The sequence below is a fragment of the Massilia sp. METH4 genome, assembly GCF_037094685.1.
In the GTDB taxonomy this organism is placed as follows: domain Bacteria; phylum Pseudomonadota; class Gammaproteobacteria; order Burkholderiales; family Burkholderiaceae_D; genus Rugamonas.
This window is the reverse complement of sequence record NZ_CP146614.1, coordinates 5687164-5700255: the sequence shown is the minus strand read 5'-3', so window position 1 is coordinate 5700255 and position 13092 is coordinate 5687164. Positions and strand designations below refer to the sequence as shown.

The 13092-nt window shown below is 65.3% G+C and carries 10 protein-coding genes; 6 read left to right on the top strand and 4 right to left on the bottom strand.

Annotated elements, in window-relative coordinates; all coding sequences use genetic code 11:
* Positions 1–38: 38 nt before the first annotated feature.
* On the bottom strand, positions 39–1016 hold the full coding sequence (locus V6Z91_RS24990; protein WP_338762622.1) for an aldo/keto reductase: 978 nt from the start codon (positions 1014–1016) through the stop codon (positions 39–41).
* Positions 1017–1206: 190 nt separating this feature from the next.
* Complete coding sequence (locus tag V6Z91_RS24985) at positions 1207–4230, bottom strand: TonB-dependent receptor (protein ID WP_338762619.1); 3024 nt, start codon at positions 4228–4230, stop codon at positions 1207–1209.
* A gap of 385 nt (positions 4231–4615) precedes the next feature.
* On the opposite strand from V6Z91_RS24985, the gene V6Z91_RS24980 reads away from it, so the two are divergent.
* The 5 genes from V6Z91_RS24980 (at position 4616) to galK (ending at position 10788) form a co-directional block, all read left to right on the top strand.
* The gene (locus V6Z91_RS24980) at positions 4616–5635 is read left to right on the top strand and encodes an SDR family oxidoreductase (RefSeq protein WP_338762616.1); all 1020 of its coding nucleotides are present in this window, start codon (positions 4616–4618) and stop codon (positions 5633–5635) included.
* Between the two features lie 127 nt (positions 5636–5762).
* Positions 5763–6149: a response regulator gene (locus tag V6Z91_RS24975; RefSeq protein ID WP_338762613.1), complete on the top strand. Its 387-nt coding sequence runs from the start codon at positions 5763–5765 to the stop codon at positions 6147–6149.
* A 561-nt stretch (positions 6150–6710) separates the two neighbouring features.
* The gene (locus tag V6Z91_RS24970; RefSeq protein WP_338762611.1) at positions 6711–8381 is read left to right on the top strand and encodes a sodium/solute symporter; all 1671 of its coding nucleotides are present in this window, start codon (positions 6711–6713) and stop codon (positions 8379–8381) included.
* 176 nt (positions 8382–8557) lie between these two features.
* Positions 8558–9595 (top strand): UDP-glucose--hexose-1-phosphate uridylyltransferase, encoded by a 1038-nt coding sequence (locus tag V6Z91_RS24965; RefSeq protein WP_338762609.1) that lies wholly within the window; start codon positions 8558–8560, stop codon positions 9593–9595.
* Positions 9596–9624: 29 nt separating this feature from the next.
* A complete protein-coding gene (gene galK / locus V6Z91_RS24960; protein ID WP_338762607.1) occupies positions 9625–10788 on the top strand; it encodes a galactokinase in 1164 nt (387 codons plus the stop codon).
* An 80-nt stretch (positions 10789–10868) separates the two neighbouring features.
* On the opposite strand, the gene V6Z91_RS24955 is transcribed toward galK, so the two are convergent.
* On the bottom strand, positions 10869–11087 hold the full coding sequence (locus V6Z91_RS24955) for a hypothetical protein (protein ID WP_338762605.1): 219 nt from the start codon (positions 11085–11087) through the stop codon (positions 10869–10871).
* A 188-nt stretch (positions 11088–11275) separates the two neighbouring features.
* Between V6Z91_RS24955 and V6Z91_RS24950 the strand changes: the two genes are divergently transcribed.
* Complete coding sequence (locus V6Z91_RS24950) at positions 11276–11809, top strand: DUF488 domain-containing protein (protein ID WP_338762603.1); 534 nt, start codon at positions 11276–11278, stop codon at positions 11807–11809.
* A 63-nt stretch (positions 11810–11872) separates the two neighbouring features.
* Here V6Z91_RS24950 and V6Z91_RS24945 read toward each other — a convergent pair whose 3' ends face one another.
* Positions 11873–12808 carry a DMT family transporter gene (locus V6Z91_RS24945; protein ID WP_338762601.1) on the bottom strand — a complete coding sequence of 312 codons (936 nt, stop codon included), beginning with the start codon at positions 12806–12808 and terminating at the stop codon, positions 11873–11875.
* Between the last annotated feature and the right edge of the window lie 284 nt (positions 12809–13092).

Sequence of the window (13092 nt, the reverse complement as noted above, 5' to 3'; positions counted from 1 at the left end):
TGGCCAACGCTCAATGGTCAACGCTCAATGGCCAAGGCTCAGTACGGCCCGCGAATATGGTCGCGCACCTGCTGCACGTACACCTCGGCCAGCGCGGCGCGCAGCGTGGCGGGCAGCGGCGGGACGCCGGCGGCGGCCACGTTGGCGGTGACCTGCGCGGGCGAGCTGGCGCCGGGAATCACCACGGAGACGGCGTCGTGGTCGAGGATCCAGCGCAGCGCCATCTGCGCCATCGTCATGCCCGGCGGGACGAGGGCGGCCACCTGTTCGGCGGCGGCGATGCCGCGCTCCAGCTCCAGGCCCGCGAAGGTTTCGCCCACGTTGAAATGCTGGCCGTCGCGGTTGAAGTGGCGGTGGTCGTCCTGGCGGAACACGGTCTCCCGCGTGATCTTCCCGCCCAGCAGGCCGCTGGCCAGCGGCAGGCGCACGATGATGCCCACGTTTTGCGCCTTCGCGCGCGGCAGCAATTGTTCCGCCGGCTTCTGGCGGAAGATGTTGAAGATCACCTGCAGCGAGGCCAGGCCATCCTGCTCCAGGCAGATCATGCCTTCCTCGACCGATTCCACGCTGGCGCCCCAGCGGCGGATCAGCCCTTCCTGCTGCAGCTCGCGCAGCCAGTCGAAGACGTGGCCCTGGCGAAGCACGTCGGTGGGCACGCAGTGCAGCTGCGTGAGGTCCAGCGCTTGCACGCCGAGCCGCTCGATCGAGCGCAGCGTGGCTTCGCGCAGCGATGTGCGCGTGTAGCCGTCCGGATAGATGCCGGCGCGGCCGAGCTTCGTGGCCACGACGAGGGAAGGGTCCTGGTGGGTCGCGAGGAAGCTGCCGATCGAGCGCTCGCTGGCGCCGTCGCCGTAGACGTCGGCCGTGTCGATGAAGCGCACGCCGGCGTCGTACGCGGTGGCCAGCGTCTGCTGCGCTACCGCGTCATCCCAGTCGTCGCGCCAGCCGCCCCCCAGCTGCCAGCAGCCGAGACCGATTTCGGGGACGGTGAAGTTGGCGAGTTGTCGTGTTTGCATGGAGTTCCTTGTTGATGAATCGGGTGAGATGATAGTGAAAAGCTGCCTGCTTGTCCGCGCGCTTGCCGTGGCCGCCGGCACAAAAGAACCGGTGCCAGGCACCATTTCCCAGGGGAAATGGCGTCTGACACCGGTGTTCGGCGGCCAATCGCCAGCGCATCTCGCGAGGTGCGCTGGCGAGAAACTGCCGTCAGAAGTTGTAGCTCGCCTGAACCGCGTACCGCGGCCCCGTCACGAACCATGCATGCCCGAACGTGCCGGCATGTTGCTGCATCGTCTGCTTCGAGCGCGCGTCGTTCAGGTTCTGCCCTTCCAGGCCGATGCGCAGCTTGTCCGTGACGTTCCAGAAGATCGACGCGTCCACCTGGCCGTAGTCTTCCTGCCACAGCGGCAGGCCCCAGGCCACGTTGTTCTGGCCGAAGGTCGGGCTGGCCGGGTTGGTGTCCTTGCCGTTCGTGTCGCGCGTGCCCCACTGGTTCACGCCGGCCAGGTAGCGCGAGCGCCAGTTGTAGGCCACCCGTGCCGAGATCGGGCCGCGTTCGTACATCAGGGCGAAGTTCACGGTGCGCTTCGACAGGCCCTGCATCGGCAGGTTGCCGAAGGTGCGGCCGTCGGTGTCGCAGCCGTTGATGTACAGGTTCAGGTTGGAGGCGCCGTCGCCGCCCGAGCAATATTCGGCGCTCACCGGGTTATCCAGCTTGCGCTCGCTGTCCACGTAGGTGAAGCTGGCCTGCACGCCCAGGCCTTTCAGGTAGCCCGGCAGCCAGTCGTAGTACTGCTGGTAGGCCAGCTCAAAGCCGCGCGCGAAGCCGTGCGCGCCGTTGACCGGGCCCGTTACCGCGAAGTTCTGCACGCGGCCGTTCACGTCCGTGACTTCGTAGTTGTACAGCTGGTTGACGATCACGTTCTTCAGGTCCTTGTTGAACACCGCGGCGGTCAGCGAGCCGGCCTTGGCGAAGTACCATTCGGCCGTCACGTCCACCGAGGTGGCGGTAATGGGGCGCAGGTTCGGGTTGCCATCGGCGGTGCCGGTCAGCGAGGCGTTGGTGACAGTCGTCGCGCCGTTGGTCGTGATGGTGGTCGCCGTCTGCGACAGTGGCGTGTAGGCCTTCATCTGCGAGAAGTCCGGGCGCGACATCGCCCGCGCGACCGCCATCCTGAATTGCAGCTCGTCGCTGTACTTCAAGCGCAGGTTGAGGCTTGGCAGCCAGTGGCCGTAGTCGTTTTCGTAGTCGCGGCGCTCAGCGATCGGAGCGATGTTGGCGATCTTGTCCCGGCCCGCGGCGTTGGGGTTGTTCTGGAGGTCGCGAATGCTCACGCTCGGGGTATAGGTCGTGTAGCCGTAGGCGGTGGACTTCGTCTTCACGTAGCGCATGCCGATATTGCCGTCCACCGGGTAGCGCAGGTTGTCCCAGCCGAAGCGCAGCTGCGTGTAGAGCGCGCGCGTCTTCTCTTCCTGGTAGTTGGTGCCGGCCGGCTCCTCGTTGAACGTCGCCCTCGGCCATGGCGTGCACGTGGAACCCTTCTCTGCGCACAGGATCTCGCGGTAGGTGTGCAGCTTGGCATAGCTGTCCGGATAGCCGCGTGCCATCGCGTCGTCCGGGAACATGATCGCCGGCACCTGCGCGTCGCCGCCGAAGAAGTTGTCGAAGGTGCGCAGCGTGGCGCCGCCGGCGAACTTCGGATCGTCCAGCGTGGCCAGGCGATCGATCTGGTTGCCCAGCATCCAGGGCTGGCTGACGGCCTGCCAGTTGTAGCTGGGGTTCGTGTTCTGGTTGCGTGAGTTGCGGTTCTGCAGGCGCACGCCAAAGCGCAGGTCGCGCAGTACCGCATGGTCGAAGTCGTACTTGACGTCCGTCTTCCAGGCCTTGCTCTCGGCCTTCGAACGGTCCTTGTGCTCCATCGTGTAGCCCCAGTAGTAATTCGCCGGGTTCGACAGGTAGGCCAGGTCGGCGGCATCGAAGGTGATGCGCGGAATGTCGCCGGACAGGTCCAGCGTTTCCTTCTGCATGCGGATGCCGGTCGCCACGTCGGAATCGAGTGCCTCGGTGCTGGCACGGATGACCTGGAAGTCGGTCGTCGCACTCCAGGCCGGCGCGATGCGCCATTTCAGGTTCAGGCCCAGATCGCGCGTGGCGGAGCGGCGGTCGGAGACACGGCGGTCCGAATTCAGGTTGATGCCGCCGTTGGCCGGGTTCGAGATCACGCCGGAGATGAAGGCACCGTTCTTGTCGAACACGCCGTTCGTCACCTGGATGCCGTAGGGTCGGTCGCCGGTCTCCTGCGAGATAAGCGCCTGTTCCGACCAGCCTTCCTTGTACTTCGACTGGAAGTAGGTGAGCGATGCCGTCAGGTCGCGGTTCGGCCGCCACTGGAACGCCGCGTACTGGCCCTTGCGGTCGCGTTCCCAGTTCATCGAGCGCCACTGCGCGCCGCGCGGCACCCACACCGTGCGGCCCGGTTCCACGTTCGCGTTCGGGTAGTAGGCTTCGATGAACAGCTCGTCGGTGCGGGTATGGCTGACCGAGGAAGCCAGGTCGACGAGGGCACCGAACTCGCCGAAACGCGTGTTCCAGCGGTCCGACAGCAGCAACGAGCCGGTCGGCTTGGGCTGCCCCTTGCGCAGTTCGGACCACGCATACGAGCCCGAGATGGAGCCCTTGAACCCCTTGAAGTCGAACGGCATGGCCGTGCGCAGATTGACGAGGCCGGAGATGCCGCCCTCGATCTGCTCGGCGGACGGGTTCTTGTAGACGTCCACCCCAGCCATCAGTTCCGGCGGCACGTCGGTGAAGCTGAGCGAGCGGCCGCCGTTGGCGGAGAACGATTCGCGCCCGTTCATTTCCGAGCGCACGTAGGTCAGGCCACGGATCGCGATGCCGGAGCCTTCCACTGCGTAGTGCTGCGGGTCACCCGCCATGCTGCGGTCCATGGTCACGCCCACCACGCGGCTCAGTACTTCCGTGATGGACCGGTCCGGCAGCTTGCCGATATCCTCGGCCACGACCGAGTCGACGACTTCGTCGGCATCCTGTTTCAGCTTTTGCGCCGACTGCAGGGCGGACCGCTGCCCACTGACGACGACGACGGCGCCGTTGCCGGCTGCGGGGGCGTTCGTGTTAGCGCTAACTTCCTGACCCGACGCTGCGCCATGGGTCCAGAATGAAAGTTGAGCGATGGCAACGGCGAGCGCCGTTTTCTGAAGGTGTCTCACTTTTGTCTCCTGTGTTTTTTATATATTCCGGCCGGTCTGCCCTCTGGCGCATGCTGTCCCGAAGCCGCGGCAGGTGGTCTGGGTCTACTGGTTATGAAACCGTTTTCACCTGTCCAGGCCCGACTTTAGTCGAACTCGGCAATACCGGCAATCGTTCGCTTGCGACGCGTTGTTGTTCCGTCAGTACACTGAACCACAAGCTTGCCAACTCGGAGTTTTGGTGATCTAACATTTTTTGGTTGCGCAACCATACGTCCGGCCCGCATCATATCGTAGCCAGACGGAATCAGGTTGTGCACTGCACCATTGGGACGCGCATTTGCAGCCTGGGGCGAACTCGGCAACCATGTCCGCACTGTCCCGTCATTTGATCCGAAAGGCATCCATGAAACCGATCGAAGAACAAGTTGTGGTGATCACCGGCGCATCGAGCGGCATCGGCCGCGCGGTTGCGCTGGGCTTCGCGCGCCGCCGCGCCTCCCTCGTGCTGGCCGCGCGCAACGAAGCCGCGCTGGACGAGGTCGTGCGCGAAGTGGAGCGGCTCGGCGGCCGCGCGCTAGCCGTGCGCACCGACGTCTCCGAGTGGCAGCAGGTGAAGCGGCTGGCCGACGCGGCCGAGGCCCGCTTCGGCCGCATCGATACCTGGATCAACAATGCCGGCATCAACGAGCACGCCACGGTGGCGGACATGACGATCGAGGAAATCGAGCGCATCATCCAGGTCGACCTGATGGGCTATATCTACGGCATGAAGGCGGCGCTCGAACCGATGCGGCGGCGGCGGCAGGGGGCCATCATCAATGTGGCGTCGATCGTTTCGCTACGCGCCGCGCCGCTGCATGCGCCCTATGTCGCGTCCAAGCACGGTATCGCCGGGTTCACCGAGGCGCTGCGCATGGAACTAGTGCACGAAAAGATGCCGATCCGGCTGACGATGGTGATGCCGAGCTTCATCGATACGCCGCTGTTCCTGAACTCGCGCTCCCGCCTGGGCGTGCAGCCACGCCCGGTACCGCCCGTGTACTCGCCGGAAACGGTGGTGGAGTCCGTGCTGTTCGCCGCCGAGCACCCGCGGCGCGACATCATCGTGGGCGGGCAGGGCGCGCTGGTCGCCTTGTTGCAGCGCATCAGCCCCGCCTTGCTGGACCGCCTGATGGTTGCCGGCGGCCTGATGTTCCGCACCCAGAAAACGGACAAGCCGGACAACGGTTACGACAATCTGTACCAGCCGACGCCGGGCACCGGGTCCGTAACGGGCGCGTGGACCGACGAATCGCTGTCGTACAGTTGGTACACCCGGCACATCGAGCACTATCCGCACCGCAAGCTGTTGCTGCTGGGTGCGCTTGGCGCCGCCGCCTGCCTGGCACTGCGGCCACGCCCGGCGAGGCTTGATGGTTTGTAACAATCGATTCTGCCCATAAAGTTGCGTCAAGTCCGGTTCCGACATGCTGCCGGGATACTGTCCTACAAGTTTCCTGATGATAAGGAGTAATGTCTCGGACGGGAGCGTGACGGGGCATGGGCGACGGATGATGAGTTTGAAGAGCGAAAGTGGCGCCGGGCGGCGCATTTTGATAGTCGATGACAACTGCGATGCGGCGGAATTGCTCGCCGAACTCGTGCGCCTTTCCGGTCACGAAGTGTCGGTGGCGTTCAGCGGCAGGACGGCATTGCAGGAGGCGGACGTGTTCCATCCCGACGTGGTTCTGCTCGACATCGGCATGCCCGGCATGAATGGCTACGAGGTGGCCGCAGCCCTGCGCGCCCGGCCGGAATACGCCGCCCTGCGCATCATCGCGCTCACCGCCTGGGGCGACGCCGAGGCGCGCGCCCGCACGGCCGCCTCGGGGTTCAACCTGCATCTGACGAAGCCGGCGCCGCTGCCGGCGCTGCTGGGCGCGCTGGAGGCGGGGTAACGTCCAAAGGGCGTCCGCCGATGCCCTGATTTCGGGTCGCCATCCGAACATATACTACGGTTCCGAGCACGAGCGATGCACCGTGCCAGGCCCTCCGTCGGCAAACCGCGCATCCGCGCCATGCGGCGTGTGCCCGGTGCGCGCCTGATTTTGCACCCCTTGACAAACAGTTCCAATCGAGAGCGACTGGATTGCCACGCGCATCGCTTGAGAATCACCAGTTGCCGTAGTAATTTTTCATGCCGACGCGCTTACCCAACCAACCAAAGCGCTTTCGACTACATCTTTTGACTCTGCAATGTAGTTGCACATGGTATAGTTAGCGCTATCGCAACATGAGCCGAAACGCATCACGGTAATCAACCTGCTGAGCGTTTCCGGTGGCGATCGCCGATGGGGCACCGCCTGGTGCATCCTGTCGCGGCATGGGGACGAGTCCCGGACATGGCCATAAGCGGAGGCCGGGCCGGGACTTCCTACAAAAAAGAAAGAAAAGAAGCAGAAGAAACAGAAGCAGGGCGGCCAACCGCCTATTACAGAGACACACTCAATCACATTCCGATGAATCAATTTTCCACGCTAGACACGCTTGTCTTCCTGTTTTACTTCATCGTCATCACCGGCTACGGCATCTGGATTTACCGCCGCAAGAAAAGCACATCCGGCCAGGCATCGCATGACTATTTCCTGGCCGAAGGGTCGCTGACCTGGTGGGCCATCGGCGCCTCGCTGATCGCTTCCAATATCTCGGCCGAGCAGTTCATCGGCATGAGCGGTTCCGGTTTCAAGATCGGCATGGCCATCGCCGTGTATGAACTGATGGCCGCCGCCACCTTGATCATCGTGGCGGTGTTCTTCATGCCCGTGTACCTGAAGAACCGCATCTACACGATGCCTCAGTTCCTCGAACAGCGCTACGGCAAGGCCGTGGCCACGACGATGGCGCTGTTCTGGCTGGGCCTGTACGTGGTGGTGAACCTGACGTCCATCCTGTACCTCGGCGCGCTGGCCATTTCCTCGGTGGCGGGCATCAATGTGTTCGCCTGCATGATCTTCCTGGCCGTGTTCGCCGCCGTGATCACGCTGGGCGGCATGAAGGTGATCGGTTATACCGACGTGATCCAGGTGCTGTGCCTGGTCGTCGGTGGCCTGGTCACCACGTGGATTGCGTTGGACCTGGTGGCCGCGCTGGGCGGCAAGAGCGGCTCGATGGCGGGCGCCAGCGAACTGTTCGTGCGTGCCGGCGAGCACTTCGACATGGTGCTCGACCGCGGCAACCCGAACTACATGGACTTGCCGGGCTTGACCACGCTGATCGGCGGCATGTGGATCGTGAACCTGAACTACTGGGGCTGCAACCAGTACATCACGCAGCGCGCACTGGGCGCCGACCTGAAGACCGCCCGCAAGGGCCTGCTGTTCGCGGCCTTCCTGAAGCTGTTGATGCCGGTGATCGTGGTACTGCCGGGTATCGCCGCCTTCGCGCTGGACAAGTCCGGCATGCTGGGCGACTCGATGCGGGTGGGCGGTGAACTGAACCCCGACCGCGCCTACCCGACCCTGCTGGCCATGCTGCCGGCCGGTATCAAGGGCATTGCCTTCGCCGCGCTGACCGCGGCCGTGGTGGCGTCGCTGGCCGGCAAGGCCAACAGTATCGCCACGATCTTCACGCTGGACATCTACAAGCAGCACTTCAACAAGACCGCCACCGAACAGAAGCAGGTATGGGTCGGCCGCCTGACGGTGGTGGTCTCGATCGCGGCTGCCGCGCTGATCGCGCCGTTCCTGGGCATCGACAAGAAGGGCGGCTTCGCCTTCATCCAGGAATACACGGGCTTCGTGTCGCCGGGCATCCTGGCGATGTTCCTGCTGGGCTTCTTCTGGAAGAAGACCACGCACGCCGCGGCCATGTTCGCCACCATCGGCGGCCTGGTACTGTCGATCATCCTGAAGTTCCTGCCCGGCATGATGGACCTGTCCTTCCTGGCCCCGATCGGCTTCGCCGTCGACAATGGCACGGGCGTCTACGAGATCCCGTTCCTGGACCGCATGTTCATCGTGTTCTGGGTCGTCGTCGCCGGCATGGTCCTGATCAGCAAGACGGCCGCTGTCTCGGGCGAGGCCAAGCGCATGATCGTCGATACCCACATGTTCCGCGTCGAGAAGAGCTTCGCGGTCGGTTCGGCCGTCATCTGCGCACTGCTGATCGCCGTCTACGGGGCATGGTGGTAAGCCCGGTGGTAAGCTAAACCCCGCGCACGCATCGCGCGGCCCGGCTTCACGATCGCGCGCAAGGCGCTATCATGCCGGGTCGCGCCCGGTTTTCCGGATGGGCTCCTCTGGCCCGCCTGACGGCGGGCGGGGCGGCGCACGCCGGTTGACCGCCAGTCAATAAATAGAGGAGCCGTATGTTCAATCCCACAGACCATCCCCATCGTCGTTTCAACCCCCTCATCGGCGAGTGGGTGCTGGTTTCGCCGCACCGCGCCAAGCGTCCCTGGCAAGGCCAGCAGGAAGCCGTCGACAATTCCCCGAAACCGTCGCACGACCCGCACTGCTACCTGTGCGCCGGCAATACGCGTGTCAACGGTGAAAAGAATCCCGACTACAAGGGCACGTTTGTCTTCGACAACGACTTCGCCGCGCTGATGGCGGATACGCCGGACGCCCCGGCCAGCAGCGACCCGCTGTTCCAGAACACCACGGCGCGCGGCACCAGCCGCGTGATCTGCTTCTCGCCGGACCACGGCAAGTCGCTGCCGGAAATGACCTTGCCGGCGCTGGAGCAGGTGGTCGACACCTGGTGCGCGCAGGCCGAGGAACTGGGCAAGACCTACCCGTGGGTGCAGGTGTTCGAGAACAAGGGCCAGGCCATGGGTTGCTCGAATCCGCACCCGCACGGCCAGGTGTGGGCCAACAGCTTCATCCCGAATTCCCCGGCCAAGGAAGACGTGCAGCAGCGCGCCTACCTGGCCGAACATGGCCGCCCGATGCTGCTCGACTATGTGGAACGCGAAGCGGCCGCCGGCGAGCGCGTGGTGGTGCAGACCGAATACTGGCTGGCCGTGGTGCCGTACTGGGCCAGCTGGCCGTTCGAGACGCTGCTGCTGCCGCGCTTCGCGGTGAAGCGCCTGGAAGAGCTGACGAAGGAGCAGCGTGCCGACCTGGCCGCCATCCTGAAGGCGCTCACGATCAAGTACGACAACCTGTTCCAGACCTCGTTCCCCTATTCGATGGGCTGGCACGGCGCGCCCTACAATGCCGACGACACGGCCGCGTGGCAGCTGCATGCCCACTTCTACCCGCCGCTGCTGCGCTCGGCCTCGGTGCGCAAATTCATGGTCGGCTACGAAATGCTGGCCGAGGCGCAACGCGACCTGACGCCGGAACAGGCGGCCGCGCGCCTGCGCGAACTGCCGGATGTACACTACCTGCAACGCCAATAATCGATTTACGCCAAGAAGAAGAGATCCTGATGAGCGATACGCTGATTAACCATACCCGCACCGCGTTCGAGAACAAGTTCGGTGCAGCGCCCGAAGTGGTGGTGCAGGCCCCCGGCCGCGTCAACCTGATCGGCGAGCACACCGACTACAACGACGGCTTCGTGCTGCCGGCCGCGATCGACTACATGACCGTGATCGCGGCACGCCGCCGTGGCGACCGCGTCATCCATATCGTGGCCGCCGACTATGCCGGCGCGGAAGACCAGTTCGCGCTGGACGCGCCGATCGAGCGCCGCGACGAGCCGATGTGGGCGAACTACGTGCGCGGCGTGATCCGCGACATGGTGGAACGGGGCCTGCCGCTGCAGGGCTTCGACATGGTGGTGTCCGGCAACGTGCCGCAGGGCGCCGGCCTGTCCTCGTCGGCGTCGCTGACGGTGGCCATCGGCCGCCTGTTCGCCACGCTGCCGGGCTTCGAGGACTTCTCGCCGATCGACATCGCCCTGACGGCGCAGCGCGCCGAGAACAACTTCGTGGGCACCAAGTGCGGCAACATGGACCAGATCATTTCCGCCTCCGGCGTGGAAGGTCACGCACTGATGATCGATTGCCGCTCGCTGGAAACCCAGCCCGTGCCGATCCCGGCCGGCGCGGCGATCATGATCTTCAACTCGAACGTGCAGCGCGGCCTGGTGGACAGCGAGTACAACACGCGCCGCAAGCAGTGCGAGGAAGTGGCGCGCCACTTCGGCGTGAAGGCATTGCGCGACGTGGACCAGGCCATGCTCGATGCGCGCGGCGGCGAGCTCGATGCCGTGGCGCTGAAGCGCGCCCGCCACGTGGTGACCGAGGATGCCCGCGTGCTGGCCGCCAACGAGGCGCTGGGCAAGGGCGACCTGCGCCGCATGGGCGAGCTGATGGCCGCCTCGCACGCCTCGATGCGCGACGACTTCGAGATCACCGTGCCGCTGATCGACCAGCTGGTGGACATCGTGAAGAACGTCATCGGCGAGCAGGGTGGCGTGCGAATGACCGGTGGCGGCTTCGGCGGCTGCGTGGTGGCGCTGGTGCCGGAGGCGCTGGTCGCGCCGGTGCGCGCGGCGGTGGAAAAGGAGTACCCGGGCCCGAACGGCCAGGGCGCCACGATCTACGTGTGCAAGGCGTCGGCCGGCGCGGGTGTCGTGTCGGCCTGAATCGTCCGTTCGCTCAGAAGAGCCGCGCAGGCTGCCAGGGCCCGCGCGGCTCTTTTTTTGTGCAACGCAAAAGCGGCCGGTCATGCCCGGCGCGAAACGCCCGATGCCGGCATTGCCGCCCGCCGGCGGCGCTGCGCACCGGAGTCGAGGTCCAGCACACGGCGTATCGCATTCGGCGAAAGGCCGATTTGCACGAGATGCGACCACGCTTTCAGCGTGCCTTCCAGGTGTTCGATCGAGATGGCGCGGTCGATCTCCCGCGCCATGTCGCTGTCGCGTCGGCGGTCGAGCGGTTGCATGGGTTTTCTCCGTCTGACATGGTGCATGGCAGCATGGAAGATTATTAATCAAAAGTCAATGACGAATTGGTATTATTGGTGTTCCGGGTAACCGAGGCGGGAAGGCGGATCGCCGAGACGAAGCCGGCGCCCCTGCTCGCGCGGCTGCGCGACAATGGAGACCCTTCCAGTCACGTTATTGTCGCGGCATGCAACCGGTCTTCACCATTGGCCATTCGACCCGGCCCGTCGAGGAATTCATCGCGCTCCTGAAGGAGCATGGCGTGCAGCGCCTGCTCGACATCCGCACCGTGCCGAAATCGCGGCACAACCCGCAGTTCGGGCAGGACCAGCTGCCCGCCTCGCTGGCCGCGGCCGGCATCGCCTACCAGTACATCGCCGCGCTGGGCGGGCTGCGGCACCCGCGCAAGGATTCCCCTAACGCCGGATGGCACAACAAGTCCTTCCGCGGCTATGCGGACTACATGCAGGGCGAGGAATTCGGGCGCGGCGTGGACGAGGTGGCGCGGCTGGCCGCCGGCGAGCGCTGCGCACTGATGTGCGCGGAAGCGGTGCCGTGGCGCTGCCACCGCTCGATGGTGGCCGACGCGCTCACGGTGCGCGGCATTCCCGTCGAGCACATCATCAATCCGGGCAAGACGCGCCCGCATACGCTCACGCGCTTCGCGCACGTGGAAGGCACGCGCATCCTTTATCCGCCCGAGGAAGCCGGCCCCGCCTGACGGCGAGGTGCTGCCCCCACAGCCAGTTGGCGAGCGACTCGGCACCGCGGGCGTGGCCGCGCTTCACTTCGGTGCACGCGTCACCAGCCGGATGCCGGCGCACACCAGCGCCAGCGCCGCCAGGTTCTTCCACTCGAGGATGCTTTCGTGCAGGAACAGCGCCGACAGCGCGGCGCCGAACACGGGAATCAGGAAGGCATACATGCTGATCGTGCCGACCGGGTTGTGCTTCAGGAGCAGGCTCCACAGCGTGAAGGCGGCGGCCGACAGCAGCGAGAGATAGCCGAGCAGCAGCGCCGGCGCGAACGACATATTGCCCACCGTGCCGCCCGTGGCATAGCCGCCCGCCAGCAGGGCCAGGCCGCCGATGGCCAGCTGCCAGCCCGTCATGACCATCGCATCCATGCCGTTCGACACCTGCTTGCCGTAGATCGAGGCGGCCGACAGTACCAGGGCGGCGATGACGATGAAGCCTTCGCCATGCAGCGTGAAGGCGAAGTCCAGCGTTGCCCCGCCCAGGTTCACGGCCAGCACGCCGGCAAAGCCGAGCAGGCAGCCGGCCGCCTTGCGCGGCGACAGCCGGTCATTGCGGTAAATGAAGTGCGCCAGCAGTACGGAAAAGAACGTGGTGGTGGCGTTCAGGATCGAGGCGCGCACGCCGGTCGTGTACGCGAGGCCGATGTAGAAGAACACGTACTGCAGGCCTGTCTGCGCCAGTCCCAGCACGGTCAGCTGGCGCAACTGGCGGCCCGTCAGCGCCAGGGCTGGCCTCTTCAGCAGCAGGGCCAGCACGACGAGGCACAGGCCTGCGATCAGGAAGCGGTAGCCGGCGAAGATCAGCTTCGACGGCACGTCGTGCTGGGCAATACCCAGCAGTGCATAGCCGGTCTTGATCGAGGGATAGGAGCTGCCCCACAGCAGGCAGCACAGCGTGGCCACCGCCAGCACGGCGCGGGGTCGGGCGAAGAACGGGCGGGAGTCGGGTATGGGTACGGACATCTGGGCTGCGGTGGCAAGGCGACAAAAGGCGCGATGATACGGGAGATTGCGCTATCGCGCCGGGACAGCCCGCTGCTGGGCAGGGATGGATGTGTATAATCCGGCACGAACGCCAATCCGCGGGCGCCAATCCCATGCCGACCACGATTCGATCACGTCACTGCCTGTGCCATGGTTCGTCCCTGAACAAGGGAGGCGCCATGCCTTCCGCGGCCTGTCCGCGGTGCGCGCGCGTGCCCGTCTCGATACCGGACGCGCCCCTCGTTTCGCGCAGCCTCGCCCGG

Bases quoted from the DNA above. Each gene is read 5' to 3' on its own strand.
- V6Z91_RS24950 (WP_338762603.1), top strand. From the start codon at position 11,276: ATGCAACCGGTCTTCACCATTGGCCATTCGACCCGGCCCGTCGAGGAA.
- galK (WP_338762607.1), top strand. From the start codon at position 9,625: ATGAGCGATACGCTGATTAACCATACCCGCACCGCGTTCGAGAACAAG.
- V6Z91_RS24955 (WP_338762605.1), bottom strand. From the start codon at position 11,087: ATGCAACCGCTCGACCGCCGACGCGACAGCGACATGGCGCGGGAGATC.
- V6Z91_RS24975 (WP_338762613.1), top strand. From the start codon at position 5,763: ATGATGAGTTTGAAGAGCGAAAGTGGCGCCGGGCGGCGCATTTTGATA.
- V6Z91_RS24980 (WP_338762616.1), top strand. From the start codon at position 4,616: ATGAAACCGATCGAAGAACAAGTTGTGGTGATCACCGGCGCATCGAGC.
- V6Z91_RS24970 (WP_338762611.1), top strand. From the start codon at position 6,711: ATGAATCAATTTTCCACGCTAGACACGCTTGTCTTCCTGTTTTACTTC.
- V6Z91_RS24945 (WP_338762601.1), bottom strand. From the start codon at position 12,808: ATGTCCGTACCCATACCCGACTCCCGCCCGTTCTTCGCCCGACCCCGC.
- V6Z91_RS24965 (WP_338762609.1), top strand. From the start codon at position 8,558: ATGTTCAATCCCACAGACCATCCCCATCGTCGTTTCAACCCCCTCATC.
- V6Z91_RS24990 (WP_338762622.1), bottom strand. From the start codon at position 1,016: ATGCAAACACGACAACTCGCCAACTTCACCGTCCCCGAAATCGGTCTC.